The sequence below is a fragment of the Pseudomonas sp. BC42 genome, from assembly GCF_021560055.1.
GTDB lineage: Bacteria > Pseudomonadota > Gammaproteobacteria > Pseudomonadales > Pseudomonadaceae > Aquipseudomonas.
Genome location: NZ_CP091067.1, coordinates 692559 through 715680 on the forward strand (window position 1 = coordinate 692559; position 23122 = coordinate 715680).

Below are 23122 nucleotides of genomic sequence, written 5' to 3' on the forward strand. Positions count from 1 at the left end.
GGCCGTTTTGCAGTTTTTAATTATATTGAGTCGATAAGAGTAAGGTCGGGCACGCGTCCATTGGATCAACTGTCCCGAGCTAACCTGAAGACCGTTTGAGGGCTTATCAATGCCAAGACGTCGCGTAGCAGCCAAACGTGAGATTCTGGACGATCCGAAATACGGAAGCCAGATCCTCGCCAAGTTCATGAACCACGTAATGGAGAGCGGCAAGAAAGCCGTTGCCGAGCGTATCGTTTATGGCGCGCTGGAAAAAGTTAAAGAGCGCAAGAACAGCGATCCCCTGGAAATCTTCGAGAAAGCTCTCGACGCCATCGCTCCGCTGGTCGAAGTGAAGTCGCGCCGTGTAGGCGGTGCTACTTACCAGGTTCCGGTCGAAGTTCGTCCGTCCCGTCGTAACGCTCTGGCAATGCGCTGGTTGGTAGACTTCGCCCGCAAGCGCGGCGAGAAGTCTATGGCTCTGCGTTTGGCTGGCGAACTGCTGGACGCTGCCGAAGGCAAAGGTGCTGCAGTTAAGAAGCGTGAAGACGTTCACCGTATGGCTGAAGCCAACAAGGCTTTCTCGCACTACCGCTTCTAATCTCAGCATCATTCATTTTGCGAGGGCTTTATGGCTCGTACTACAGCAATCAACCGCTACCGTAACATCGGTATCTGTGCCCACGTTGACGCGGGCAAGACTACCACTACCGAGCGGATCCTGTTTTACACAGGTCTCAGCCACAAGATGGGTGAGGTGCATGACGGCGCTGCTACCACCGACTGGATGGTGCAGGAGCAGGAGCGTGGTATCACCATTACCTCCGCTGCTGTAACTACCTTCTGGAAAGGTTCGCGCGGCCAATACGATAACTATCGTGTCAACGTTATCGATACCCCAGGCCACGTAGACTTCACCATTGAAGTAGAGCGCTCTCTGCGCGTACTCGACGGCGCGGTCGTTGTGTTCTGCGGTACTTCCGGTGTTGAGCCTCAGTCCGAAACCGTATGGCGTCAAGCCAACAAGTACGGCGTCCCACGTGTTGTTTACGTGAACAAGATGGACCGTGCTGGTGCTAACTTCCTGCGCGTTGTTGGTCAGATCAAGAATCGCCTGGGCCACACCCCGGTTCCGGTTCAGCTGGCTATCGGCGCTGAAGATAACTTCGAAGGTCAGGTTGATCTGATCAAGATGAAGGCTATCTACTGGAACGACGACGACAAGGGTACTACCTATCGCGAGGAAGAAATTCCTGCTGATATGCTGGACCTGGCTACCGAGTGGCGCTCCAACATGGTTGAAGCCGCTGCTGAAGCCAACGAAGAGCTGATGAACAAGTACCTTGAAGAAGGTGACCTGACTCCAGAAGAGATCAAGGCTGGCCTGCGTGCGCGCACCCTGGCGAGCGAGATCGTTCCGGCTGTCTGCGGTTCTTCGTTCAAGAACAAGGGTGTTCCCCTGGTTCTCGACGCCGTTATCGACTTCCTGCCTGCTCCTACCGAGATCCCGGCGATCAAGGGCATCCACCCGGACCTCATCGAGAAGCCGAAGGATGAGCTGGTAGAGGCGGATTACGACGAGCGTCACGCTGATGATGCTGAACCGTTCTCGGCTCTGGCATTCAAGATCGCTACCGACCCGTTCGTTGGTACTCTGACTTTCGTGCGCGTTTACTCGGGCTTCCTGAGCTCGGGCGACTCCGTGATCAACTCGGTCAAGGGCAAGAAAGAGCGCGTTGGTCGTATGGTGCAGATGCACGCCAACCAGCGTGAAGAGATCAAGGAAGTACGTGCAGGCGATATCGCTGCCCTGATCGGCATGAAGGACGTCACCACTGGTGATACTTTGTGCGATCTCGACAAGCAGATCATTCTTGAGCGTATGGACTTCCCTGAGCCTGTAATTTCGGTGGCAGTAGAGCCGAAAACCAAGCAGGACCAGGAGAAGATGGGTATTGCACTGGGCAAACTGGCTCAGGAAGACCCGTCGTTCCGCGTCAAGACTGACGAAGAGACTGGTCAGACCATCATTTCCGGTATGGGTGAGCTGCACCTGGATATCCTCGTTGACCGCATGAAGCGCGAGTTCAACGTCGAAGCCAACATCGGCAAGCCGCAGGTTTCGTACCGCGAGAAGATCACCAAGAGCAACGTTGAGATCGAAGGCAAGTTCGTTCGTCAATCGGGTGGTCGTGGTCAGTTCGGTCACTGCTGGATCCGTTTCTCGGAGCCGGACGTCGACGCGAGCGGCAACATCACCGAAGGTCTGGTCTTCACCAACGAAGTTGTTGGTGGTGTGGTTCCTAAGGAATACATCCCGGCTATCCAGAAGGGTATCGAAGAGCAGATGAAGAACGGCGTCGTTGCCGGCTATCCGCTGATCGGCCTGAAGGCTACCGTGTTCGATGGTTCCTACCACGACGTCGACTCCAACGAGATGGCGTTCAAGGTGGCGGCCTCCATGGCGACCAAGCAGCTGGCCCAGAAGGGCGGCGGTGTTGTGCTCGAGCCGATCATGAAGGTTGAAGTAGTAACCCCAGAGGACTACATGGGTGACGTGATGGGTGACCTGAACCGTCGTCGTGGTCTGATTCAGGGTATGGATGACTCGGTGTCCGGCAAGGTGATCCGCGCCGAGGTACCACTGGGTGAAATGTTCGGTTATGCAACTGACGTTCGTTCCATGTCTCAGGGTCGCGCGAGCTACTCCATGGAATTCTCCAAATACGCCGAAGCTCCGTCGAACATCGTCGAAGCTCTCGTTAAAAAACAAGGCTGATTCAGTCTCCCCTTTAGGCTAGGAGTTTATTGTCGTGGCTAAAGAAAAATTTGAACGTAACAAACCGCACGTCAACGTTGGCACCATCGGTCACGTTGACCACGGTAAAACCACTCTGACTGCTGCTCTGACTCGCGTTTGCTCCGAAGTTTTCGGTTCGGCTCGTGTTGACTTCGACAAGATCGACAGCGCCCCAGAAGAAAAGGCTCGTGGTATCACCATCAACACTGCTCACGTAGAGTACGATTCGCACATTCGTCACTACGCGCACGTTGACTGCCCAGGTCACGCCGACTACGTCAAAAACATGATCACCGGTGCTGCCCAGATGGACGGCGCGATCCTGGTTTGCTCGGCTGCCGATGGTCCGATGCCACAAACTCGTGAGCACATCCTGCTGTCCCGTCAGGTAGGCGTTCCGTACATCGTTGTCTTCCTGAACAAGGCTGACATGGTTGACGACGCTGAGCTGCTGGAACTGGTTGAGATGGAAGTGCGCGATCTGCTGAGCACTTACGATTTCCCAGGTGACGACACTCCGATCATCATCGGTTCGGCTCTGATGGCTCTGAACGGCCAAGACGACAACGAAATGGGTACCACCGCTGTTAAGCGTCTGGTAGAAACTCTGGACACCTACATCCCAGAGCCAGAGCGTGCTATCGACAAGCCGTTCCTGATGCCAATCGAAGACGTATTCTCGATCTCCGGTCGTGGCACCGTGGTAACTGGCCGTGTTGAGCGTGGTATCGTTCGCATCCAGGAAGAAGTTGAGATCGTTGGTCTGCGCGACACTCAGAAAACTACCTGCACTGGCGTTGAAATGTTCCGCAAACTGCTCGACGAAGGTCGTGCTGGCGAGAACTGCGGCGTTCTGCTGCGTGGTACCAAGCGTGACGACGTTGAGCGTGGTCAGGTTCTGGTTAAGCCAGGCACCGTTAAGCCTCACACCAAGTTCACCGCTGAAGTTTACGTTCTGAGCAAAGAAGAAGGCGGCCGTCATACTCCGTTCTTCAAAGGCTACCGTCCACAGTTCTACTTCCGTACTACTGACGTGACTGGTAACTGCGAGCTGCCAGAAGGCGTTGAAATGGTAATGCCAGGTGACAACATCCAGATGACTGTCACTCTGATCAAAACCATCGCGATGGAAGATGGTCTGCGTTTCGCTATCCGTGAAGGCGGTCGTACCGTCGGCGCCGGCGTCGTAGCCAAAGTCATCGAGTAATCGACGACTCATGAAGAAGCCCCCGCTTGCGGGGGCTTTTTTATTGGGTTGACACTCTGTGGGGCCGTCTATAGAATTGCGCCTCCTTTTAACGGGCGTATTGCGCCCGGTGGGAATAGCAGCCTGGAGTCTGAAATCCAATGCAAAATCAGCAAATCCGTATCAGGTTGAAGGCTTTCGACCATCGCCTGATCGACCAATCCACCCAGGAAATCGTGGAAACCGCGAAACGTACTGGTGCTCAAGTGCGTGGTCCAATTCCACTGCCTACCCGTAAAGAGCGGTTCACCGTTCTGGTCTCTCCGCACGTCAACAAAGACGCGCGTGACCAGTACGAGATCCGTACTCATAAGCGTGTCCTGGACATCGTCCAGCCAACGGATAAAACCGTTGACGCACTTATGAAGCTTGATCTTGCGGCAGGTGTGGAAGTGCAGATCAGCCTCGGCTAAGACTCGGTCTTAGTCGTGTAACGCTCTGAAATGGGCGGCCATAGCGGGTGAAAGCCCCGTACACTCATGAGGTTTACAACATGACTATTGGTGTAGTCGGTCGTAAATGCGGTATGACCCGTATTTTCACCGAAGAAGGTGTCTCCATTCCGGTCACGGTCATTGAGATCGAGCCGAATCGCGTCACCCAGTTCAAAACTGAAGAAACCGATGGCTATCGTGCAGTGCAAGTCACTGTAGGTGAGCGTCGTGCTTCGCGCGTGACTGCTGCTCAAGCAGGTCACTTCGCTAAAGCGAACGTTGCTGCTGGTCGTGGCGTTTGGGAATTCCGTCTTGAAGAAGGCGAATACCAAGCTGGCGATCTGATCAATGCAGAAATCTTCGCAGCTGGCCAACTGGTAGATGTTACCGGTCAGTCGAAAGGTAAAGGCTTCGCCGGTACCATCAAGCGTTGGAATTTCCGCGGTCAAGATAACACCCACGGTAACTCCGTTTCCCACCGCGTCCCGGGCTCTATTGGCCAGTGCCAGACTCCTGGTCGTGTATTCAAGGGCAAAAAAATGTCCGGTCATATGGGCGCTGAGCGCGTGACCGTGCAGTCCCTGGAAGTAGTGCGCGTCGACGCTGAACGCAATCTGTTGTTGGTCAAGGGTGCTGTTCCTGGCGCTACTGGCGGCAACCTGGTTGTACGTCCGGCGGCCAAGGCTCGCGGTTAAGGGGAAGCTGACATGCAATTAAATGTAAATGACGCTCAAGCGATCGAAGTTTCCGAACTGACATTTGGCGGCGAATTCAACGAGACGCTGGTTCACCAAGCAGTCGTGGCCTACATGGCCGGCGGCCGTCAAGGTAGCAAGCAGCAAAAGACCCGTTCCGACGTTTCCGGTGGCGGCAAGCGCCCATGGCGTCAGAAAGGTACTGGCCGTGCTCGTGCCGGTACTATCCGTAGCCCAATCTGGCGTGGCGGCGGTACCACTTTTGCAGCTCGTCCTCAGGATCACTCCCAGAAGCTGAACAAGAAGATGTATCGCGCAGCAATGCGTTCCATCCTTGCTGAGCTGGTGCGTACTGATCGTCTGGTCGTGGTTCAGGATTTCGCTGTTGAAACTCCGAAGACCAAAGATCTGCTGGGCAAACTGAACAACATGAGCCTGACCGACGTTCTGATCGTGTCGGACGCTGTTGATCAGAACCTGTACCTGGCTGCTCGTAACCTGCCTCACGTTGATGTACGTGACGTGCAAGGTTCCGATCCAGTTAGTCTGATCGCATACGACAAAGTGTTGATCACTGTGTCGGCCGTGAAGAAATTCGAGGAGCTGCTGGGATGAACCAGGAACGCGTATTTAAAGTTCTGCTTGGCCCGCACGTTTCCGAGAAGGCTACGGTTCTGGCAGACAAGAAAGGCCAGTTCGTTTTCAAGGTTGCTACTGATGCAACCAAGCTGGAAATCAAGAAGGCCGTCGAAAGCCTGTTCAGCGTGAAAGTGGAGCGCGTTACTACCCTGAATGTTCTGGGTAAGAGCAAGCGTACCGCTCGCGGTCTGGGCAAGCGTAATGACTGGAAGAAGGCAGTTATCTCCCTTCAGCCAGGCCAAGATCTCGATTTCAGCAGCAGTGCTGAGTAAGGAAGGGGTGCATCATGGCAATCGTTAAATGCAAACCGACTTCCCCTGGCCGCCGTTTTGTGGTCAAGGTGGTCAACCAGGAGCTGCATAAAGGCGCTCCTCACGCACCGCTGCTCGAGAAGAAGTCGAAGTCTGGTGGTCGTAACAACAATGGCCGTATTACCACTCGTCACGTTGGTGGTGGTCATAAGCAGCATTACCGTCTGGTCGACTTCCGTCGCAACGACAAAGATGGCATCGCTGCCACTGTCGAGCGTATCGAATACGATCCAAACCGTACTGCTCACATCGCTCTGCTGCTGTACGCAGATGGCGAGCGTCGCTACATCATCGCCCCTAAGGGTGTGAGTGCTGGCGACCAGCTGATCGCAGGTGCTTTGGCGCCGATCAAGCCGGGCAACGCTCTGCAACTGCGCAACATCCCAGTTGGTAGCACCGTACACGGCATCGAACTGAAGCCAGGTAAAGGCGCGCAAATCGCTCGTTCGGCTGGTGCTTCGGCTCAGCTGGTCGCTCGCGAAGGTGTCTACGTGACCCTGCGTCTGCGCTCTGGTGAAATGCGTAAAGTGCTGGCTGAGTGCCGTGCGACCCTGGGCGAAGTCTCGAACTCCGAGCACAGCCTGCGTTCGCTGGGTAAAGCTGGTGCCAAACGCTGGCGTGGCGTTCGCCCAACCGTTCGTGGTGTTGCCATGAACCCGGTTGACCACCCACATGGTGGTGGTGAAGGTCGTACCTCTGGTGGTCGTCATCCGGTATCGCCATGGGGCTTCCCGACTAAGGGCGCGAAGACTCGTGGTAATAAGCGTACCGACAAAATGATCGTCCGTCGTCGCAAGTAAATAGAGGGATACGACAGTGCCACGTTCTCTGAAAAAAGGTCCTTTTATTGATCTTCACCTACTGAAGAAGATCGAAGTGGCGGCGGAAAAGAACGATCGCAAACCAGTTAAGACCTGGTCGCGCCGTTCCATGATCCTGCCACAAATGGTCGGTCTGACCATTGCTGTGCATAACGGTCGTCAACATGTTCCAGTTCTCGTGAACGAAGACATGGTCGGCCACAAACTGGGCGAGTTCGCCGGTACCCGTACATATCGCGGGCACGTGGCTGACAAGAAAGCCAAGCGTTAAGGGGTAAGGAATGATGGAAGTAGCCGCTAAGTTGTCGGGCGCTCGAATCTCCGCCCAGAAAGCCCGCTTGGTCGCCGACCAGATCCGCGGGAAGAAGGTGGGCGAAGCGCTCAACCTGTTGGCTTTCAGCAGTAAGAAAGCCGCCGAGATCATGAAGAAAGTGCTGGAGTCGGCCGTAGCCAACGCCGAGCATAACGAAGGCGCAGACGTTGATGACCTGAAGGTCTCCACCGTTTTCGTCAACGAAGGGCGTTCGCTGAAGCGCATCATGCCACGTGCCAAAGGCCGTGCTGATCGCATCGTCAAGCGGTCTTGCCATATCACTGTCAAGGTTGCTGACAAGTAACGGAGTCGAAGAGATGGGTCAGAAAGTACATCCCATTGGCATTCGCCTGGGAATCGTCAAGGAGCACACCTCCGTCTGGTACGCAGACGGTCGGACTTATGCGGACTATTTGCTCGCAGATCTGAATGTGCGTGAGTATCTCCAAGACAAACTAAAAAGCGCGTCCGTAAGCCGTATCGATATCCATCGTCCGGCTCAAACTGCACGCATCACCATCCACACCGCTCGTCCCGGCATCGTGATCGGCAAGAAAGGTGAAGATGTTGAGAAGCTGCGTCAGGACCTGACCAAGCAAATGGGTGTGCCTGTGCACATCAATATCGAAGAGATCCGCAAGCCGGAGCTCGACGGTATGCTGGTTGCGCAGAGCGTAGCTCAGCAGCTGGAGCGTCGCGTAATGTTCCGTCGTGCTATGAAGCGCGCTGTACAGAACGCCATGCGCATTGGTGCCAAAGGCATCAAAATCCAAGTGAGCGGTCGTCTCGGCGGTGCTGAAATCGCACGTACTGAATGGTATCGCGAAGGTCGTGTGCCACTGCACACCCTGCGTGCCGATATCGACTATGCCACCTACGAAGCTCACACCACTTACGGTGTGATCGGTGTGAAGGTTTGGATCTTCAAAGGCGAAGTAATTGGTGGTCGCCAAGAAGAGCTGAAGCCGCAAGCACCTGCGCCTCGTAAAAAAGCTGCTAAGTAAGGGGTACGCCAAATGTTGCAACCAAAGCGTACGAAGTTCCGCAAGCAAATGACCGGCCACAACCGTGGTCTGGCATTGCGCGGTAGCAAAGTCAGCTTCGGCGAGTTCGCGCTGAAGTCTGTTGCTCGTGGTCGTCTCACCGCTCGTCAGATCGAGTCAGCGCGTCGTGCTCTGACCCGTCACGTAAAACGTGGTGGCAAGATCTGGATCCGTGTATTCCCGGACAAGCCTATTTCCAAAAAACCACTCGAAGTTCGGATGGGTAAAGGTAAGGGTAACGTCGAATACTGGGTTGCCCAGATTCAGCCAGGCAAAGTCCTGTATGAAATCGAGGGTGTTTCTGAAGAGCTGGCGCGTGAGGCTTTCGCCCTGGCTGCTGCAAAGCTGCCGCTCGCCACCTCCTTTGTTAAACGGACGGTGATGTGATGAAAGCGAATGAACTTCGTGAAAAATCCGCACAGCAGCTGAACGAGCAACTGCTCGGCCTGCTGCGCGACCAGTTCAATCTGCGTATGCAGAAGGCAACTGGCCAGTTGGGGCAGTCTCATCTGCTCTCGCAAGTTAAGCGTGACATCGCTCGCGTGAAGACTGTGCTCAACCAGCAGGCAGGTAAGTAATCATGGCTGAAGCCGAAAAAACTGTCCGTACGCTGACTGGCCGTGTTGTCAGCGACAAGATGGACAAGACCATCACCGTTCTGATCGAGCGTCGCGTTAAGCACCCTATCTACGGTAAATACGTTAAGCGTTCGACTAAGCTGCACGCGCACGACGAAACCAATCAGTGCCACATCGGCGACAAAGTCACTATTCGTGAAACTCGTCCGATGGCCAAGACCAAGTCTTGGGCCCTGGTTGATGTTCTCGAACGCGCTGTGGAAGTCTAAGGGCTAGGGGTCGGAGAAATTATATGATTCAGACTCAATCCATGCTCGATGTGGCCGATAACAGCGGCGCTCGCCGCGTTATGTGCATCAAGGTGCTGGGTGGCTCCCATCGTCGTTACGCTGGTATCGGTGACATCATCAAAGTGACCGTCAAGGAAGCAATTCCTCGCGGTAAGGTGAAGAAAGGCCAAGTGATGACTGCTGTTGTAGTCCGCACTCGCCACGGTGTTCGTCGTGCAGACGGCTCCATCATCCGCTTTGATGGCAACGCTGCTGTTCTGTTGAACAACAAGCAAGAGCCGATCGGCACCCGTATCTTTGGGCCAGTGACCCGTGAACTTCGTACTGAGAAGTTCATGAAGATCGTCTCGCTCGCCCCAGAAGTGCTGTAAGGAGATCCGACATGCAAAAGATTCGTCGTGACGACGAGATCATCGTGATCGCCGGCAAAGACAAAGGTAAGCGCGGTAAGGTGCTTAAGGTTCTGGCTGATGACCGTCTGGTCGTCGGTGGCCTGAACCTGGTCAAGCGTCATACCAAGCCTAACCCGATGTCGGGCGTACAGGGCGGTATCGTCGAGAAAGAAGCGCCACTGCACGCTTCCAACGTCGCCATTTTCAACGGCGAAACCAACAAGGCTGACCGCGTTGGTTTCAAAGTAGAAGACGGCAAAAAAATTCGTGTCTTCAAGTCGACCCAAAAAGCGGTTGATGCTTGAACACTGCTAGGTAGAAGACCATGGCACGACTAAAAGAGATTTACCGGAAGGAAATCGCTCCGAAACTTAAGGAAGAACTTAAGCTTTCGAACGTGATGGAAGTTCCGCGCGTTACCAAAATCACCCTGAACATGGGTCTGGGCGAAGCGATCGGCGACAAAAAAGTCATCGAGCATGCTGTTGCTGACCTGGAAAAGATCACCGGCCAGAAAGTCGTTGTGACCTACGCTCGTAAATCCATCGCTGGCTTCAAAGTCCGCGAAGGATGGCCGATCGGCGTCAAAGTGACCCTGCGCCGTGAGCGTATGTACGAGTTCCTGGATCGTCTGCTGTCGATCTCCCTGCCTCGGGTTCGCGACTTCCGCGGCCTGAATGCCAAGTCCTTCGACGGTCGTGGCAACTACAGCATGGGTGTCAAAGAGCAGATCATTTTCCCGGAAATCGATTACGACAAGATCGATGCTCTCCGCGGTCTGGACATTACCCTGACCACCACTGCTAAGAACGATGACGAAGGCCGCGCTCTGCTGCGTGCTTTCAAATTCCCGTTCCGCAACTGATTGGAGTAGGAAAATGGCCAAGAAGAGCATGAAAAACCGTGAGCTGAAGCGTCAGCTCACCGTTGCCAAGTACGCCACCAAGCGTGCAGCGCTGAAAGCTATCATCGTGGATCTGAACGCAAGTCCAGAAGCTCGTTGGGAAGCTACCGTAGCTCTGCAGAAGCAGCCACGTGACGCCAGCGCCTCGCGCATGCGTAACCGCTGCCGCCTGACTGGTCGTCCGCACGGCGTTTACCGCAAGTTCGGCCTGGGCCGTAACAAGCTGCGTGAAGCTGCAATGCGTGGTGACGTACCAGGTCTGGTTAAAGCCAGCTGGTAATAGCTATCGAAGTCGCGGTGTTCGGGCTCGCAAGATCCCGATCGCCGGTGGCCTTGAGCGTGAATCAAGCCCCTTTTGGGGCTTGATTCATTTCTGGGGTGTGTCTAGAATGACCGGCTCGCCTGAGCCCGTGTTTTTTTGCCCGGAATTTCTCGGCGACAGTTGTAGCCGCAAGGCTAATTCTTTTTGTATCAGGAGCATCTAGCCCATGAGTATGCAGGACCCGTTAGCGGACATGCTAACTCGAATCCGTAATGCCCAGATGGCTGAAAAGTCCGTCGTAAGCATGCCGTCTTCCACGCTGAAGGTGGCTGTAGCAAAAGTCCTGAAGGACGAAGGTTACATCGCGGGTTATCAGATCAGCAGCGAAATCAAGCCTCTGCTGTCCATCGAGCTGAAGTACTTCGAAGGCCGTCCGGTCATCGAAGAAGTGAAGCGCGTTAGCCGTCCAGGCCTGCGTCAGTACAAGTCCGTTGAAGAGCTGCCGAAAGTTCGTGGCGGTCTTGGCGTGTCTATCGTCTCCACCAACAAAGGTGTGATGACTGATCGTGCTGCGCGCGCTGCCGGTGTCGGCGGCGAAGTTCTTTGCACTGTGTTCTAAGGGGGGATAAGCATGTCTCGCGTCGCTAAGAACCCCGTTAAGCTGCCAGCTGGTGTCGAAGTTAAATTCGCCGGCCAACAGCTTTCGGTGAAGGGTGCCAAGGGCACTCTCGAACTGAACGTTCACTCGTCCGTTGAAATTGTTGAGGAAGCTGGTGAGCTGCGTTTCGCTGCTCGCAATGGCGATCAACAAACTCGTGCAATGGCCGGTACCACTCGTGCTCTGGTAAACAACATGGTCCAAGGCGTAAGCCAAGGCTTCGAGCGCAAGCTCCAGCTGGTCGGTGTTGGTTACAAGGCACAAGCAAAAGGCACAGTGCTGAACCTGGCCCTCGGCTTCTCGCATCCAGTGGATTACGAACTGCCGGAAGGCATCACCGCTGAGACTCCTAGCCAGACCGATATCCTGATCCGGGGCATCGATAAGCAGCTGGTAGGTCAAGTGGCCGCTGAGATCCGCGACTTCCGTCCACCAGAGCCTTACAAAGGTAAAGGTGTGCGCTACGCGGACGAAGTCGTCCGTCGTAAAGAAGCCAAGAAGAAGTAGGGCATAGCAAATGACCGACAAAAAAGTTACTCGACTGCGTCGCGCTCGCAAAGCACGCCTGAAAATGCACGAACTCGAAGTCGTGCGTCTCTGCGTGTTCCGCTCTTCGCAGCACATCTACGCCCAGGTCATTTCGGCCGACGGCAACAAAGTCCTGGCAAGTGCCTCGACTTTGGATAAAGAACTGCGTGATGGCGCCACTGGCAACATCGACGCGGCCACTAAGGTTGGCCAGCTGGTCGCTACGCGTGCAAAAGCCGCTGGCGTCTCGCAGGTGGCTTTCGACCGCTCTGGCTTCAAGTACCACGGCCGCGTCAAGGCGCTGGCTGATGCTGCTCGTGAAGCTGGGCTGGAGTTCTAAGTTATGTCAAATAACGACCAAAAGCGCGACGAAGGCTACATCGAGAAGCTGGTTCAAGTTAACCGCGTAGCCAAAACCGTTAAAGGCGGCCGTATCTTCACTTTCACCGCGTTGACCGTGGTTGGTGATGGTAAGGGCCGTGTTGGCTTCGGCCGTGGCAAGTCGCGTGAAGTGCCTGCTGCGATCCAGAAGGCAATGGAAGCTGCTCGCCGCAACATGATCCAAGTTGATCTGAACGGCACCACTCTGCAATACGCTATGAAGTCCGCTCACGGCGCTTCCAAGGTGTACATGCAGCCTGCATCTGAAGGTACCGGTATCATCGCTGGCGGCGCTATGCGTGCTGTTCTCGAAGTTGCTGGTGTTCAGAACGTTCTGGCCAAGTGCTATGGCTCGACTAACCCAGTAAACGTGGTTCACGCCACTTTCAAGGGTTTGAAAGCAATGCAGTCCCCTGAATCCATTGCCGCCAAGCGTGGCAAAAGCGTCCAGGAGATCATCTGATCATGGCTACCGTTAAAGTAACGCTGATCAAAAGCATGACCGGCCGTATCCCTAACCACAAACTGTGCGTTAAGGGTCTGGGTCTGCGTCGCATCGGTCACACTGTAGAAGTCCAGGATACTCCCGAGAACCGCGGGATGATCAACAAGGCTTACTACATGCTGCGTGTCGAGGGTTAATCGATGAAACTCAATGATCTGAGTCCAGCGCCGGGTTCCCGTCGCGAAAAGCATCGTCCGGGCCGTGGTATCGGTAGTGGTTTGGGTAAGACTGGTGGCCGTGGTCACAAAGGTCAGACTTCCCGCTCCGGTGGTACCATTGCTCCAGGCTTTGAAGGCGGTCAACAGCCGCTGCATCGTCGCCTGCCAAAGTTCGGTTTCGTTTCCCTGAAAGCCATGGACCGCGCAGAAGTGCGTCTGTCCGAGCTGGCTAAAGTGGAAGGCGACATCGTCACTGTGCAGTCCCTGAAAGATGCCAACGTGATTAACCAAAACGTCCAGCGTGTGAAAATCATGCTGTCCGGCGAAGTTACTCGCGCTGTGACCATCAAGGGTATCGCCGCCACCAAAGGTGCGCGCGCGGCTATCGAAGCAGCTGGCGGCAAGTTCGAGGAATAAATGGCTAAGCAAGGTGCTCTCTCTGCGCTCGGCAAAGGCGGTATGTCTGAACTCTGGGCTCGTCTGCGTTTTCTGTTCCTGGCGATTATCGTCTACCGAATAGGCGCACACATCCCGGTACCAGGTATCAACCCTGACCGACTCGCAGACCTGTTTCGACAGAATGAGGGGACCATTCTTAGCTTGTTCAACATGTTTTCCGGCGGCGCGCTGGAACGGATGAGCATCTTTGCGCTGGGGATCATGCCGTATATCTCGGCATCGATCATCATGCAACTGATGACAGCCGTCAGCCCGCAGCTGGAGCAGTTGAAGAAGGAAGGTGAAGCTGGCCGTCGCAAGATCAGCCAGTACACCCGCTACGGCACTGTCGTCCTAGCTCTGGTTCAGGCCATCGGCATGTCCGTTGGTCTGGCGGGGCAGGGCGTTGCGTTCACTGGTGACTTTGGCTTCCATTTCGTCGCGGTATCCACTTTTGTGGCTGGTGCGATGTTCATGATGTGGCTGGGTGAGCAGATTACTGAGCGTGGTGTTGGCAACGGTATCTCGATGTTGATTTTCGCAGGTATCGTCGCCGGTCTTCCGAGAGCGATCGGGCAGTCTTTCGAGTCTGCACGTCAGGGTGATATCAATATTTTTGCCCTGGTTGCGATCGGTTTGCTGGCAGTAGCGATTATCGGTTTCGTGGTGTTCATTGAGCGTGGCCAGCGTCGTATTGCTGTTCACTACGCCAAGCGTCAGCAGGGCCGTAAGGTGTTTGCTGCGCAGACCAGCCACTTGCCGCTGAAAGTGAATATGGCCGGTGTTATTCCTGCTATCTTCGCGAGCAGCATTTTGCTGTTTCCGGCTTCGTTGGGTGCCTGGTTCGGTCAGTCTGAAGGTATGGGCTGGTTGCAGGACATCTCGCAGTCGATCGCTCCTGGTCAGCCGTTGAATATTCTGCTGTTTAGTGCAGGGATTATTTTCTTCTGCTTCTTCTATACGGCGTTGATGTTCAATCCGAAAGACGTAGCGGAAAACCTGAAGAAGTCCGGTGCCTTTATTCCGGGCATCCGTCCAGGTGAGCAGTCGGCGCGCTACATTGATGGCGTACTGACCCGCTTGACCATGTTCGGTGCTCTATATATGACGGCCGTGTGCCTGTTGCCCCAGTTCCTGGTGGTTGCTGCAAACGTTCCGTTCTACCTTGGCGGGACCTCGTTGCTGATCGTGGTCGTGGTTGTTATGGACTTTATGTCGCAAGTACAATCGCACCTCGTTTCCCACCAGTACGAATCCCTGATGAAGAAAGCCAACCTGAAGGGTTACGGCAGCGGAATGCTGCGCTAATCCATAAGGTTCGAGGAGTTGGTGATGAAAGTTCGTGCATCGGTGAAAAAGCTGTGCCGTAACTGCAAGATTATTCGCCGCGAAGGTGTTGTTCGAGTAATTTGCAGCGCGGAACCGCGTCACAAACAGCGCCAAGGCTGAGTGTGATTGTGCTTCAAGCCCGGCAGCTAGTGCGCTGCCGGGTTGATTATTTGTTATTACAGCGATATTATCTCGCGCCCTATTTCTTGGCTTCCGGGGCGTAGGTAGCTGTCAATTGGAGTCCCACTGAATGGCCCGTATTGCAGGCGTTAACATTCCAGATAACAAGCATACTGTTATCTCGCTGACCTACATCTATGGTGTTGGTCGCACTACTGCACAGAAAATCTGTGCGGTGACTGGGGTCAACCCAGCTGCGAAGATCAAGGATCTGAGCGACGAGCAAATTGAACAGCTGCGTGGCGAAGTGGCGAAGTTCACCACTGAAGGTGACCTGCGTCGCGAAATCAACATGAAAATCAAACGCTTGATGGATCTGGGCTGCTACCGCGGTCTGCGCCATCGTCGTGGTCTTCCAGTGCGCGGTCAGCGTACCAAGACCAACGCGCGTACTCGCAAAGGTCCGCGTAAGCCGATCCGCAAGTAATCGCACCAGCGAATCGACAGGAATTTAGTCATGGCAAAACCTGCTGCTCGTCCTCGTAAAAAGATTAAAAAGACAGTGGTTGATGGCATCGCCCACATCCACGCGTCTTTCAACAACACCATCGTGACCATCACCGACCGTCAAGGTAACGCTCTTTCCTGGGCAACCTCCGGTGGTTCGGGTTTCCGCGGTTCTCGCAAGTCCACCCCGTTTGCTGCTCAAGTAGCTGCTGAACGTGCTGGTCAAGCTGCGCTGGAATATGGCCTGAAGAACCTCGACGTTAACGTCAAGGGCCCAGGTCCAGGTCGTGAATCCGCAGTCCGCGCTTTGAACGGCTGTGGCTACAAGATCGCCAGCATCACCGACGTGACGCCAATCCCGCACAACGGGTGCCGTCCGCCGAAGAAGCGCCGCGTGTAATCCAGGAGATTGTAAAGAATGGCTCGTTACATTGGTCCAAAATGCAAACTGGCTCGTCGCGAAGGCACCGATCTCTTCCTGAAGAGCGGCGTGCGCGCGATCGAATCCAAGTGCAACATCGAAGCAGCTCCTGGCATCCACGGCCAGCGTCGTGGTCGTCAGTCCGACTACGGTACTCAGCTGCGTGAAAAGCAAAAAGTCCGTCGTATCTACGGCGTACTTGAGCGTCAATTCAGCGGCTACTACAAACAAGCAGCTGGCAAGAAGGGCGCAACCGGCGAAAACCTGTTGCAACTGCTCGAATGCCGTCTGGACAACGTTGTATACCGCATGGGCTTCGGTTCTACTCGTGCCGAGTCCCGTCAGCTGGTATCGCACAAGTCGATCAGCGTAAACGGTCAGACCGTTAACGTTCCGTCCTACCAGGTTCGTGCTGGTGACGTGGTCGCTGTTCGCGAGAAAGCAAAAAATCAACTTCGCATTGTCCAAGCTCTCGATCTGTGTGCTCAACGTGGCCGCGTAGAATGGGTAGAAGTAGACACTGAGAAGAAGTCGGGCGTTTTCAAGAACGTTCCAGCTCGCAGTGATCTGTCCGCCGACATCAACGAAAGCCTGATTGTCGAGCTCTACTCCAAGTAAGGGCTAGAAAATAGGTGCATCCATGCAGATTTCGGTAAATGAGTTCCTGACACCCCGCCACATTGATGTGCAGGTTGTCAGTCCAACCCGCGCCAAGATCACTCTCGAGCCTCTCGAGCGTGGCTTTGGCCACACCCTGGGCAACGCGCTGCGCCGCATCCTGTTGTCCTCAATGCCCGGCTGTGCAGTAGTCGAGGCCGAGATTGACGGTGTGCTCCACGAGTACAGCGCCATCGAAGGTGTACAGGAAGACGTAATTGAAATCCTGTTGAACCTTAAAGGTCTGGCTATCAAGCTGCACGGCCGTGACGAAGTTACGCTGACCTTGTCGAAGAAGGGTTCGGGGGTGGTTACCGCTGCCGATATTCAGCTGGATCATGATGTCGAGATCGTTAACCCCGATCACGTAATCGCTAACCTGGCGTCTAACGGCGCCCTGAACATGAAGCTCGTAGTAGCTCGTGGTCGTGGTTATGAACCGGCCGACTCGCGTCAGAGCGATGAAGACGAAAGCCGCAGCATTGGTCGCTTGCAGCTCGACTCTTCGTTCAGCCCGGTTCGCCGCATCGCATACGTGGTGGAAAACGCCCGTGTCGAGCAGCGTACTAACCTGGACAAGCTGGTTATTGATCTGGAAACCAACGGTACTCTGGATCCTGAAGAGGCTATCCGTCGTGCTGCAACCATCCTGCAACAGCAGTTGGCTGCGTTCGTCGACCTCAAAGGTGACAGTGAGCCAGTGGTAGTCGAGCAGGAAGACGAGATCGATCCGATCCTGCTTCGCCCGGTTGACGATCTGGAACTGACTGTACGTTCGGCTAACTGCCTTAAGGCGGAAAACATTTACTACATCGGCGACCTGATTCAGCGTACCGAAGTAGAACTGTTGAAGACTCCGAACCTGGGTAAGAAATCCTTGACCGAAATCAAGGACGTTCTGGCCTCCCGCGGTCTGTCCCTCGGCATGCGCCTCGACAACTGGCCGCCTGCAAGTCTTAAGAAGGACGACAAGGCGACTGCCTGATCGTCGTAATCACCGAACGTTGTGTTTGGTAAGGAATGAACCATGCGTCATCGTAAAAGTGGGCGTCACCTGAGCCGCACCAGCTCGCACCGCAAGGCCATGTTCCAGAACATGGCGGTGTCGCTGTTCGAGCACGAGCTGATCAAAACTACACTGCCGAAAGCTAAAGAACTGCGCCGCGTTGCCGAGCCGCTGATCACTTTGGCCAAGACAGACAGCCTGGCTAACCGCCGTCTGGCTTTCGACCGTACTCGTTCGAAAGCTATCGTTGGTAAGCTCTTCAACGACCTGGGCAAGCGTTACGCTACCCGTGAGGGTGGCTACCTGCGCATCCTCAAGTGCGGTTTCCGCGCTGGCGACAACGCTCCTATGGCGTACGTTGAACTGGTTGATCGTGCTGTCGGCGGTGAAGCTGTATCCGCTGAGTAAGACGTCAGTCTGAAACAAGGAACCGGGCCTAGTGCCCGGTTTTTTGTGTCTGCATGTATTAGATATTTCTATCGTTAACTAATGTGTAATGCATTGGATGTTGTAACACTGGTGATCAATACTCCTTGTCAGCCGATTAGCCGGCAGTTTCACAGACTGACAGAGGAAGATTGTGCATGAGCCAGACCAAAACTCTTACAACCGCTAGTGGCGCTCCTGTCGCTGACAACCAGAATTCCCGCTCCGCCGGCCCTCGGGGCCCGCTGCTTCTCGACGATTTTCACCTGATCGAAAAGCTTGCCCATTTCAACCGTGAGAATATTCCTGAGCGTCGTGTGCACGCCAAGGGCTCGGGTGCCTATGGCACTTTCACTGTCTCTCGCGATATCACCCAATACACCAGCGCGAAGCTGTTTGAAGCAGTTGGCAAGAAGACTCCGACCTTCCTGCGTTTCTCCACCGTGGGCGGTGAACGTGGATCGGCTGATACCGAGCGTGACCCTCGCGGCTTCGCCCTCAAGTTCTACACGGAGGAAGGCAACTGGGACATCGTGGGCAACAACACCCCGGTATTCTTCATTCGCGACCCACTGAAGTTTCCCGACTTTATCCACACCCAGAAACGCCTTCCCCAGAGCAATCTGAAAAGTGCCCAGATGATGTGGGATTTCTGGTCGCACTCGCCTGAGGCCTTGCACCAGGTGACCATCCTGTTTTCCGATCGCGGTATTCCAGACGGCTACCGTCATATGCACGGCTTTGGCAGTCACACCTACAGCCTGATCAACGCCAAGGGAGAGCGGCACTGGGTCAAGTGGCACTACAAGACCAAGCAGGGCATCAAGAACCTCGCGCCGGCAGAGGCGGCACGCTTGGCCGGTACCGACCCGGATTACGCTCAGCGCGACCTGTTCAATGCGATCGAGCGCGGCGATTTTCCGAAGTGGAGCGTGTGCATTCAGATCATGACTGAGGCACAAGCCGCGGCGCACTACGAGAACCCGTTTGATGTGACCAAGACCTGGTCGCAGAAGGAGTTCCCGTTGATTGAGGTGGGTGAGTTGGAGTTGAACCGCAATCCGCTGAACTACTTTGCCGAGGTCGAACAGGCCACCTTTGGCCCAAGTAACATGGTGCCAGGTGTCGGGCTTTCGCCGGATCGTATGCTGCAGGGCCGGGTATTCGCTTACGCCGATGCGCACCGCTACCGCGTGGGCACCAACCACCAGCAGTTGCCGGTGAACGCTCCATTGAGTCCGGTAAACAGCTACCAGCGCGACGGCTCCATGGCGTTCGGAAGCAATGGTGGTGCTGCGCCGAACTACGAGCCCAATAGCTACAGCGATGCCCCGAAGCAGGCTCCACGCTACGCAGAGCCGCCCTTGGCGCTTAGCGGTGCGGCAGACCGCTACGATCATCGTGAAGACACCGACTATTACAGTCATGCAGGGGCTCTGTTCCGCCTCATGAACGATGAGCAGAAGGCTCTGTTGATCAACAACATTGCCGGTGCCATGACCGGGGTAACGGCTGATGTGGTTGATCGTCAGTTGCAACATTTCTACAAGGCTGACCCGGCTTACGGCGAGGGTATCGCCAAAGCTTTGGGCGTATCGCTCAAGTAAGTCTAAATAAGAAGCAGAACCGCCCTCATTAGGGCGGTTTTTGCGTTATTTCTACTGGTTTTCTCGGATATTCTTCACTTTTATGGCTCTTTCTAAGTGACCTGCAAGTCAGCTTGGTTCAAACTACCCACTTTCAAGCAGGGAGATTTAGGGCGATGCAAGGTCACCCGGACGTAATCGATTACCTCAACACGTTGCTGACGGGCGAACTGGCAGCACGCGACCAATATTTCATTCATTCGCGGATGTACGAGGACTGGGGCTTCACCAAGCTCTACGAGCGTATCAACCACGAAATGGAAGAAGAGGCGCAACACGCCGATGCCCTGATACGCCGCATTCTGATGCTCGAAGGCACACCGCGCATGCGCCCCGACGATCTCGATACCGGAACCACGGTGCCGGAGATGCTGGCCAGCGACCTGCGTCTGGAATACAAGGTCCGCGCCGCGCTGTGCAAAGGCATCGAGCTGTGCGAGCTGCACCAGGACTATGTCAGCCGCGACATTCTGCGTATCCAGTTGGCAGATACCGAAGAAGATCACACCTACTGGCTGGAGAAGCAGTTGGGCCTGATCAAATCCATCGGTCTGGAAAACTACCTGCAGTCGCAGTTCTGATTGCGTGAGGTTTGGTTGCCGTTCGCGAGCGAGCTCGCTACTACGGGAAACGCAGCAATCCATAGAGTTAAAAAAGCCCCTGGCACTGTGAAGTGCCAGGGGCTTTTTCATGGGCCTCAGGCGCGGTCGCGAGTCAGCAACGGCTTGAGGTAATGCCCGGTGTGGGATTGGGGCATTTCCGCAACCTGCTCCGGGGTACCGACGGCGATGATCTGGCCGCCTTTGGAGCCGCCTTCCGGCCCCAGGTCCACCAGCCAGTCGGCGGTCTTGATCACATCCAGGTTGTGTTCGATCACCACCACGGTGTTGCCGTGATCGCGCAGGCGGTGCAACACGTCCAGCAGTTGCTGGATATCCGCGAAGTGCAGGCCAGTGGTCGGCTCGTCGAGGATATACAGGGTCTTGCCGGTGTCGCGCTTGGACAGCTCACGGGACAGCTTGACCCGCTGGGCTTCGCCGCCGGACAAGGTGGTCGCCGACTGGCCAAGCTTGATGTAGGACAGGCCCACATCCATCAGTGTTTGCAGTTTGCGCGCCAGGGCCGGAACCGGATCGAAGAATTCACGCGCTTCCTCGATGGTCATTTCCAGCACTTCGTGGATGTTCTTGCCCTTGTACTTGATCTCCAGCGTCTCGCGGTTGTAACGCTTGCTCTTACACACGTCGCAGGGCACGTAGATGTCCGGCAGGAAGTGCATCTCCACCTTGATCAGACCATCACCCTGACAGGCTTCGCAGCGGCCACCCTTGACGTTGAAGGAGAAGCGGCCAGGGCCATAGCCCCGGGAACGGGACTCCGGAACGCCGGAAAACAACTCGCGAATCGGGGTGAACAGCCCGGTGTAAGTCGCCGGGTTGGAGCGCGGAGTACGACCGATCGGGCTTTGATCGATGTCCACCACCTTATCCAGGTGCTGCAGGCCGTTGATGCTGTCGTGCGGTGCCGCTTCCAGAGTGGTGGCACCGTTGAGCGCCGTGGCGCTCAGGGGGAACAGGGTGTTGTTGATCAGCGTCGATTTGCCCGAGCCGGATACCCCGGTAACGCAGGTCAGCAGACCAATCGGAATTTCCAGGTCGACATTGCGCAGGTTGTTGCCGCGCGCGCCCTTGAGGGTCAGGGAAAGCTTCTTGTTGCGCGGCGTGCGCTTGGCCGGCACCACGATCTTCACCCGGCCGGACAGGTACTTGCCGGTCAGGGAGTCCGGGTGCGCCATGACTTCTGCCGCAGTACCTTCGGCAACGATTCGGCCGCCATGCACACCGGCGCCCGGGCCGATGTCCACTACGTAGTCGGCCAGGCGGATCGCGTCTTCATCGTGCTCGACCACGATGACCGTGTTGCCGATATCCCGCAGGTGCTTCAGGGTGCCCAGCAGTCGGTCATTGTCCCGCTGGTGCAACCCAATGGATGGCTCGTCGAGGATGTACATCACCCCCACCAGGCCGGCACCGATCTGGCTGGCCAGGCGGATACGCTGGGCCTCGCCGCCGGATAAGGTATCGGCGCTGCGATCCAGGGTCAGATAGTCGAGCCCCACGTTCACCAGGAATTGCAGGCGCTCGCGGATCTCCTTGAGGATCTTGTCGGCGATTTCGCCGCGTCGCCCGGTGAGCTTCAAGGTACCGAAGTAGTCGGTGGCATCGCCGATGGGCAGGCTGGTGACCGCCGGCAGGGTTTTCTCGCCGACCCAGACATGACGGGCCTCGCGGCGCAGGCGCGTGCCGCGGCAGTCCGGGCAGGGCTGGGTGCTGAGGAACTTGGCCAGTTCCTCACGCACCGTGGCCGACTCGGTTTCCCGGTAGCGTCGCTCCAGGTTCGGCACTATCCCTTCGAACGGGTGGGAGCGCTTGACGATATCGCCGCGGTCGTTGAGGTACTTGAAGTCGACATTCTGCGTACCGCTGCCCTGCAGGATGACTTTCTGCTGGTCCGCCGGCAGCTGGTTGAACGGCACCTCCAGGCTGAACCCGTAATGCGCAGCCAGCGAGCCGAGCATCTGGAAGTAATAGACGTTGCGCCGGTCCCAGCCGCGAATCGCGCCTTCGGCCAGGGTCAGTTCGCCATTGACCAGACGCTTGATGTCAAAGAACTGCTTGACCCCCAGGCCATCGCAGGTCGGGCAGGCGCCGGCCGGGTTGTTGAAGGAGAACAGCTTGGGTTCCAGCTCGCTGATGGCGTGGCCGCAGATCGGACAGGCAAAGCGTGCGGAGAAGATCATCTCTTCCCCCGGCTCGTCGTCCATCGGCGCCACCAGGGCAATGCCGTCAGCCAGCTTCAGTGCGGTCTCAAAGGATTCCGCCAGGCGTTGCTGCAGATCGCCACGCACCTTGAAGCGGTCGACCACCACATCGATGGAATGCTTCTTCTGTTTATCTAGCTTCGGCAACTCGTCCAGCTCGAACAGCTTGCCGTTGACCCGCGCGCGGACAAAACCCTGGGCCCGCAGCTCTTCGAAGACCGACAGGTGTTCACCCTTGCGCTCGCGAATCACCGGGGCCAACAGCATCAGCTTGCTGCCTTCGGGCTGGGCCAGCACCAGATCGACCATCTGGCTGACGGTCTGGGCTTCCAGCGGGATGTCGTGATCGGGGCAGCGCGGAGTACCGACGCGGGCATAGAGCAGGCGCAGGTAGTCGTAGATTTCGGTAATGGTGCCGACAGTGGAGCGCGGGTTGTGGGAGGTGGATTTCTGCTCGATGGAAATCGCCGGCGACAGACCTTCGATGGTGTCCACATCGGGCTTTTCCATCATCGACAGGAACTGTCGGGCATAGGCCGACAGCGACTCGACATAGCGGCGCTGGCCTTCGGCATACAAAGTGTCGAAAGCCAGGGACGACTTGCCGGACCCAGACAGCCCGGTGATGACGATCAACTTGTCCCGCGGCAGGGTCAGGTCGATGTTCTTCAGGTTGTGGGTGCGGGCCCCACGAATCAGAATCTTGTCCAAAAGTGGCCTCGATCGGCGGGCGTAAAGGCAGGAGTATAAAACCAAATACTGGATGGATGCACACTATCGTGCGTGGCTTTTTCGGTTGCCGCTCAGGGCTGCG

The 23122-nt window shown here is 55.9% G+C and carries 34 protein-coding genes; 33 read left to right on the plus strand and 1 reads right to left on the minus strand.

What is annotated here, in order from left to right; translation table 11 throughout:
• Window positions 1-109: 109 nt before the first annotated feature.
• The 33 genes from rpsG (at window position 110) to bfr (ending at window position 20068) form a co-directional block, all read left to right on the plus strand.
• Complete coding sequence (gene rpsG / locus L1O02_RS03225) at window positions 110-580, plus strand: 30S ribosomal protein S7 (RefSeq protein WP_007925959.1); 471 nt, start codon at window positions 110-112, stop codon at window positions 578-580.
• Window positions 581-610: 30 nt separating this feature from the next.
• A complete protein-coding gene (gene fusA / locus L1O02_RS03230) occupies window positions 611-2758 on the plus strand; it encodes an elongation factor G (RefSeq protein WP_060841340.1) in 2148 nt (715 codons plus the stop codon).
• Between the two features lie 34 nt (window positions 2759-2792).
• A complete protein-coding gene (gene tuf / locus L1O02_RS03235; protein ID WP_060841339.1) occupies window positions 2793-3986 on the plus strand; it encodes an elongation factor Tu in 1194 nt (397 codons plus the stop codon).
• 140 nt (window positions 3987-4126) lie between these two features.
• Window positions 4127-4438, plus strand: a complete 312-nt coding sequence (rpsJ, locus tag L1O02_RS03240; protein WP_003186070.1) for a 30S ribosomal protein S10 — start codon at window positions 4127-4129, stop codon at window positions 4436-4438.
• Window positions 4439-4518: 80 nt separating this feature from the next.
• Window positions 4519-5154: a 50S ribosomal protein L3 gene (gene rplC, locus L1O02_RS03245; protein ID WP_007924205.1), complete on the plus strand. Its 636-nt coding sequence runs from the start codon at window positions 4519-4521 to the stop codon at window positions 5152-5154.
• A gap of 12 nt (window positions 5155-5166) precedes the next feature.
• The gene (gene rplD, locus L1O02_RS03250) at window positions 5167-5769 is read left to right on the plus strand and encodes a 50S ribosomal protein L4 (RefSeq protein WP_007924200.1); all 603 of its coding nucleotides are present in this window, start codon (window positions 5167-5169) and stop codon (window positions 5767-5769) included.
• Window positions 5766-6065: a 50S ribosomal protein L23 gene (gene rplW, locus L1O02_RS03255; RefSeq protein ID WP_002555488.1), complete on the plus strand. Its 300-nt coding sequence runs from the start codon at window positions 5766-5768 to the stop codon at window positions 6063-6065. Before rplD ends, rplW begins: the two co-directional genes overlap by 4 nt.
• A gap of 14 nt (window positions 6066-6079) precedes the next feature.
• The gene (rplB, locus tag L1O02_RS03260) at window positions 6080-6904 is read left to right on the plus strand and encodes a 50S ribosomal protein L2 (RefSeq protein WP_011063775.1); all 825 of its coding nucleotides are present in this window, start codon (window positions 6080-6082) and stop codon (window positions 6902-6904) included.
• Between the two features lie 16 nt (window positions 6905-6920).
• The gene (gene rpsS / locus L1O02_RS03265) at window positions 6921-7196 is read left to right on the plus strand and encodes a 30S ribosomal protein S19 (RefSeq protein ID WP_002555486.1); all 276 of its coding nucleotides are present in this window, start codon (window positions 6921-6923) and stop codon (window positions 7194-7196) included.
• 13 nt (window positions 7197-7209) lie between these two features.
• Entirely contained in the window at window positions 7210-7542 is a 333-nt protein-coding gene (rplV, locus tag L1O02_RS03270; RefSeq protein ID WP_003103908.1) for a 50S ribosomal protein L22, read from the plus strand.
• A gap of 13 nt (window positions 7543-7555) precedes the next feature.
• Window positions 7556-8242: a 30S ribosomal protein S3 gene (gene rpsC, locus L1O02_RS03275; protein WP_007924192.1), complete on the plus strand. Its 687-nt coding sequence runs from the start codon at window positions 7556-7558 to the stop codon at window positions 8240-8242.
• Window positions 8243-8254: 12 nt separating this feature from the next.
• Window positions 8255-8668 (plus strand): 50S ribosomal protein L16, encoded by a 414-nt coding sequence (rplP, locus tag L1O02_RS03280; protein ID WP_003228729.1) that lies wholly within the window; start codon window positions 8255-8257, stop codon window positions 8666-8668.
• Window positions 8668-8859: a 50S ribosomal protein L29 gene (rpmC, locus tag L1O02_RS03285; RefSeq protein ID WP_002555481.1), complete on the plus strand. Its 192-nt coding sequence runs from the start codon at window positions 8668-8670 to the stop codon at window positions 8857-8859. Before rplP ends, rpmC begins: the two co-directional genes overlap by 1 nt.
• Before the next feature lie 2 nt (window positions 8860-8861).
• Window positions 8862-9128 carry a 30S ribosomal protein S17 gene (gene rpsQ, locus L1O02_RS03290; RefSeq protein ID WP_003194644.1) on the plus strand — a complete coding sequence of 89 codons (267 nt, stop codon included), beginning with the start codon at window positions 8862-8864 and terminating at the stop codon, window positions 9126-9128.
• 23 nt (window positions 9129-9151) lie between these two features.
• Window positions 9152-9520 (plus strand): 50S ribosomal protein L14, encoded by a 369-nt coding sequence (gene rplN / locus L1O02_RS03295; protein WP_002555479.1) that lies wholly within the window; start codon window positions 9152-9154, stop codon window positions 9518-9520.
• Between the two features lie 11 nt (window positions 9521-9531).
• Entirely contained in the window at window positions 9532-9846 is a 315-nt protein-coding gene (gene rplX / locus L1O02_RS03300) for a 50S ribosomal protein L24 (protein ID WP_007896770.1), read from the plus strand.
• 20 nt (window positions 9847-9866) lie between these two features.
• Window positions 9867-10406 (plus strand): 50S ribosomal protein L5, encoded by a 540-nt coding sequence (gene rplE, locus L1O02_RS03305; protein ID WP_003210069.1) that lies wholly within the window; start codon window positions 9867-9869, stop codon window positions 10404-10406.
• A gap of 13 nt (window positions 10407-10419) precedes the next feature.
• Window positions 10420-10725, plus strand: a complete 306-nt coding sequence (rpsN, locus tag L1O02_RS03310; RefSeq protein ID WP_003228726.1) for a 30S ribosomal protein S14 — start codon at window positions 10420-10422, stop codon at window positions 10723-10725.
• 208 nt (window positions 10726-10933) lie between these two features.
• The gene (gene rpsH, locus L1O02_RS03315; protein ID WP_011063773.1) at window positions 10934-11326 is read left to right on the plus strand and encodes a 30S ribosomal protein S8; all 393 of its coding nucleotides are present in this window, start codon (window positions 10934-10936) and stop codon (window positions 11324-11326) included.
• Between the two features lie 12 nt (window positions 11327-11338).
• A complete protein-coding gene (rplF, locus tag L1O02_RS03320; RefSeq protein ID WP_016966733.1) occupies window positions 11339-11872 on the plus strand; it encodes a 50S ribosomal protein L6 in 534 nt (177 codons plus the stop codon).
• 10 nt (window positions 11873-11882) lie between these two features.
• Entirely contained in the window at window positions 11883-12233 is a 351-nt protein-coding gene (gene rplR / locus L1O02_RS03325) for a 50S ribosomal protein L18 (RefSeq protein ID WP_003186037.1), read from the plus strand.
• 3 nt (window positions 12234-12236) lie between these two features.
• Window positions 12237-12737 carry a 30S ribosomal protein S5 gene (rpsE, locus tag L1O02_RS03330; RefSeq protein WP_007924184.1) on the plus strand — a complete coding sequence of 167 codons (501 nt, stop codon included), beginning with the start codon at window positions 12237-12239 and terminating at the stop codon, window positions 12735-12737.
• A gap of 2 nt (window positions 12738-12739) precedes the next feature.
• The gene (rpmD, locus tag L1O02_RS03335) at window positions 12740-12916 is read left to right on the plus strand and encodes a 50S ribosomal protein L30 (RefSeq protein ID WP_003176408.1); all 177 of its coding nucleotides are present in this window, start codon (window positions 12740-12742) and stop codon (window positions 12914-12916) included.
• A gap of 3 nt (window positions 12917-12919) precedes the next feature.
• Entirely contained in the window at window positions 12920-13354 is a 435-nt protein-coding gene (gene rplO, locus L1O02_RS03340) for a 50S ribosomal protein L15 (protein ID WP_007924183.1), read from the plus strand.
• The gene (gene secY, locus L1O02_RS03345; protein WP_007924182.1) at window positions 13355-14683 is read left to right on the plus strand and encodes a preprotein translocase subunit SecY; all 1329 of its coding nucleotides are present in this window, start codon (window positions 13355-13357) and stop codon (window positions 14681-14683) included.
• Between the two features lie 24 nt (window positions 14684-14707).
• Window positions 14708-14824 carry a 50S ribosomal protein L36 gene (rpmJ, locus tag L1O02_RS03350; RefSeq protein ID WP_002555468.1) on the plus strand — a complete coding sequence of 39 codons (117 nt, stop codon included), beginning with the start codon at window positions 14708-14710 and terminating at the stop codon, window positions 14822-14824.
• Between the two features lie 130 nt (window positions 14825-14954).
• Window positions 14955-15311, plus strand: a complete 357-nt coding sequence (gene rpsM, locus L1O02_RS03355; protein ID WP_003186020.1) for a 30S ribosomal protein S13 — start codon at window positions 14955-14957, stop codon at window positions 15309-15311.
• 30 nt (window positions 15312-15341) lie between these two features.
• Window positions 15342-15731, plus strand: a complete 390-nt coding sequence (gene rpsK, locus L1O02_RS03360) for a 30S ribosomal protein S11 (RefSeq protein WP_007924177.1) — start codon at window positions 15342-15344, stop codon at window positions 15729-15731.
• Window positions 15732-15749: 18 nt separating this feature from the next.
• Window positions 15750-16370 (plus strand): 30S ribosomal protein S4, encoded by a 621-nt coding sequence (gene rpsD / locus L1O02_RS03365; protein WP_011063772.1) that lies wholly within the window; start codon window positions 15750-15752, stop codon window positions 16368-16370.
• A 22-nt stretch (window positions 16371-16392) separates the two neighbouring features.
• The gene (rpoA, locus tag L1O02_RS03370; protein WP_007970428.1) at window positions 16393-17394 is read left to right on the plus strand and encodes a DNA-directed RNA polymerase subunit alpha; all 1002 of its coding nucleotides are present in this window, start codon (window positions 16393-16395) and stop codon (window positions 17392-17394) included.
• A 42-nt stretch (window positions 17395-17436) separates the two neighbouring features.
• A complete protein-coding gene (rplQ, locus tag L1O02_RS03375; RefSeq protein ID WP_007924175.1) occupies window positions 17437-17823 on the plus strand; it encodes a 50S ribosomal protein L17 in 387 nt (128 codons plus the stop codon).
• 176 nt (window positions 17824-17999) lie between these two features.
• Window positions 18000-19448 (plus strand): catalase, encoded by a 1449-nt coding sequence (locus L1O02_RS03380; protein WP_016966732.1) that lies wholly within the window; start codon window positions 18000-18002, stop codon window positions 19446-19448.
• Between the two features lie 155 nt (window positions 19449-19603).
• Window positions 19604-20068 carry a bacterioferritin gene (bfr, locus tag L1O02_RS03385; protein WP_060841335.1) on the plus strand — a complete coding sequence of 155 codons (465 nt, stop codon included), beginning with the start codon at window positions 19604-19606 and terminating at the stop codon, window positions 20066-20068.
• A 116-nt stretch (window positions 20069-20184) separates the two neighbouring features.
• Here the strand turns inward: bfr and uvrA are convergent, their stop codons facing one another.
• On the minus strand, window positions 20185-23019 hold the full coding sequence (gene uvrA / locus L1O02_RS03390; RefSeq protein WP_060841334.1) for an excinuclease ABC subunit UvrA: 2835 nt from the start codon (window positions 23017-23019) through the stop codon (window positions 20185-20187).
• Window positions 23020-23122: the final 103 nt, after the last annotated feature.

Excerpts from the sequence above, each read along its gene's own strand:
- rpsG (WP_007925959.1), top strand. The coding sequence starts at position 110 with ATGCCAAGACGTCGCGTAGCAGCCAAACGTGAGATTCTGGACGATCCG.
- fusA (WP_060841340.1), top strand. The coding sequence starts at position 611 with ATGGCTCGTACTACAGCAATCAACCGCTACCGTAACATCGGTATCTGT.
- rpsJ (WP_003186070.1), top strand. The coding sequence starts at position 4,127 with ATGCAAAATCAGCAAATCCGTATCAGGTTGAAGGCTTTCGACCATCGC.
- rplC (WP_007924205.1), top strand. The coding sequence starts at position 4,519 with ATGACTATTGGTGTAGTCGGTCGTAAATGCGGTATGACCCGTATTTTC.
- rplD (WP_007924200.1), top strand. The coding sequence starts at position 5,167 with ATGCAATTAAATGTAAATGACGCTCAAGCGATCGAAGTTTCCGAACTG.
- rplW (WP_002555488.1), top strand. The coding sequence starts at position 5,766 with ATGAACCAGGAACGCGTATTTAAAGTTCTGCTTGGCCCGCACGTTTCC.
- rplB (WP_011063775.1), top strand. The coding sequence starts at position 6,080 with ATGGCAATCGTTAAATGCAAACCGACTTCCCCTGGCCGCCGTTTTGTG.
- rplV (WP_003103908.1), top strand. The coding sequence starts at position 7,210 with ATGGAAGTAGCCGCTAAGTTGTCGGGCGCTCGAATCTCCGCCCAGAAA.
- rpsC (WP_007924192.1), top strand. The coding sequence starts at position 7,556 with ATGGGTCAGAAAGTACATCCCATTGGCATTCGCCTGGGAATCGTCAAG.
- rplP (WP_003228729.1), top strand. The coding sequence starts at position 8,255 with ATGTTGCAACCAAAGCGTACGAAGTTCCGCAAGCAAATGACCGGCCAC.
- rpmC (WP_002555481.1), top strand. The coding sequence starts at position 8,668 with ATGAAAGCGAATGAACTTCGTGAAAAATCCGCACAGCAGCTGAACGAG.
- rpsQ (WP_003194644.1), top strand. The coding sequence starts at position 8,862 with ATGGCTGAAGCCGAAAAAACTGTCCGTACGCTGACTGGCCGTGTTGTC.
- rplN (WP_002555479.1), top strand. The coding sequence starts at position 9,152 with ATGATTCAGACTCAATCCATGCTCGATGTGGCCGATAACAGCGGCGCT.
- rplX (WP_007896770.1), top strand. The coding sequence starts at position 9,532 with ATGCAAAAGATTCGTCGTGACGACGAGATCATCGTGATCGCCGGCAAA.
- rplE (WP_003210069.1), top strand. The coding sequence starts at position 9,867 with ATGGCACGACTAAAAGAGATTTACCGGAAGGAAATCGCTCCGAAACTT.
- rpsN (WP_003228726.1), top strand. The coding sequence starts at position 10,420 with ATGGCCAAGAAGAGCATGAAAAACCGTGAGCTGAAGCGTCAGCTCACC.
- rpsH (WP_011063773.1), top strand. The coding sequence starts at position 10,934 with ATGAGTATGCAGGACCCGTTAGCGGACATGCTAACTCGAATCCGTAAT.
- rplF (WP_016966733.1), top strand. The coding sequence starts at position 11,339 with ATGTCTCGCGTCGCTAAGAACCCCGTTAAGCTGCCAGCTGGTGTCGAA.
- rplR (WP_003186037.1), top strand. The coding sequence starts at position 11,883 with ATGACCGACAAAAAAGTTACTCGACTGCGTCGCGCTCGCAAAGCACGC.
- rpsE (WP_007924184.1), top strand. The coding sequence starts at position 12,237 with ATGTCAAATAACGACCAAAAGCGCGACGAAGGCTACATCGAGAAGCTG.
- rpmD (WP_003176408.1), top strand. The coding sequence starts at position 12,740 with ATGGCTACCGTTAAAGTAACGCTGATCAAAAGCATGACCGGCCGTATC.
- rplO (WP_007924183.1), top strand. The coding sequence starts at position 12,920 with ATGAAACTCAATGATCTGAGTCCAGCGCCGGGTTCCCGTCGCGAAAAG.
- secY (WP_007924182.1), top strand. The coding sequence starts at position 13,355 with ATGGCTAAGCAAGGTGCTCTCTCTGCGCTCGGCAAAGGCGGTATGTCT.
- rpmJ (WP_002555468.1), top strand. The coding sequence starts at position 14,708 with ATGAAAGTTCGTGCATCGGTGAAAAAGCTGTGCCGTAACTGCAAGATT.
- rpsM (WP_003186020.1), top strand. The coding sequence starts at position 14,955 with ATGGCCCGTATTGCAGGCGTTAACATTCCAGATAACAAGCATACTGTT.
- rpsK (WP_007924177.1), top strand. The coding sequence starts at position 15,342 with ATGGCAAAACCTGCTGCTCGTCCTCGTAAAAAGATTAAAAAGACAGTG.
- rpsD (WP_011063772.1), top strand. The coding sequence starts at position 15,750 with ATGGCTCGTTACATTGGTCCAAAATGCAAACTGGCTCGTCGCGAAGGC.
- rpoA (WP_007970428.1), top strand. The coding sequence starts at position 16,393 with ATGCAGATTTCGGTAAATGAGTTCCTGACACCCCGCCACATTGATGTG.
- rplQ (WP_007924175.1), top strand. The coding sequence starts at position 17,437 with ATGCGTCATCGTAAAAGTGGGCGTCACCTGAGCCGCACCAGCTCGCAC.
- L1O02_RS03380 (WP_016966732.1), top strand. The coding sequence starts at position 18,000 with ATGAGCCAGACCAAAACTCTTACAACCGCTAGTGGCGCTCCTGTCGCT.
- bfr (WP_060841335.1), top strand. The coding sequence starts at position 19,604 with ATGCAAGGTCACCCGGACGTAATCGATTACCTCAACACGTTGCTGACG.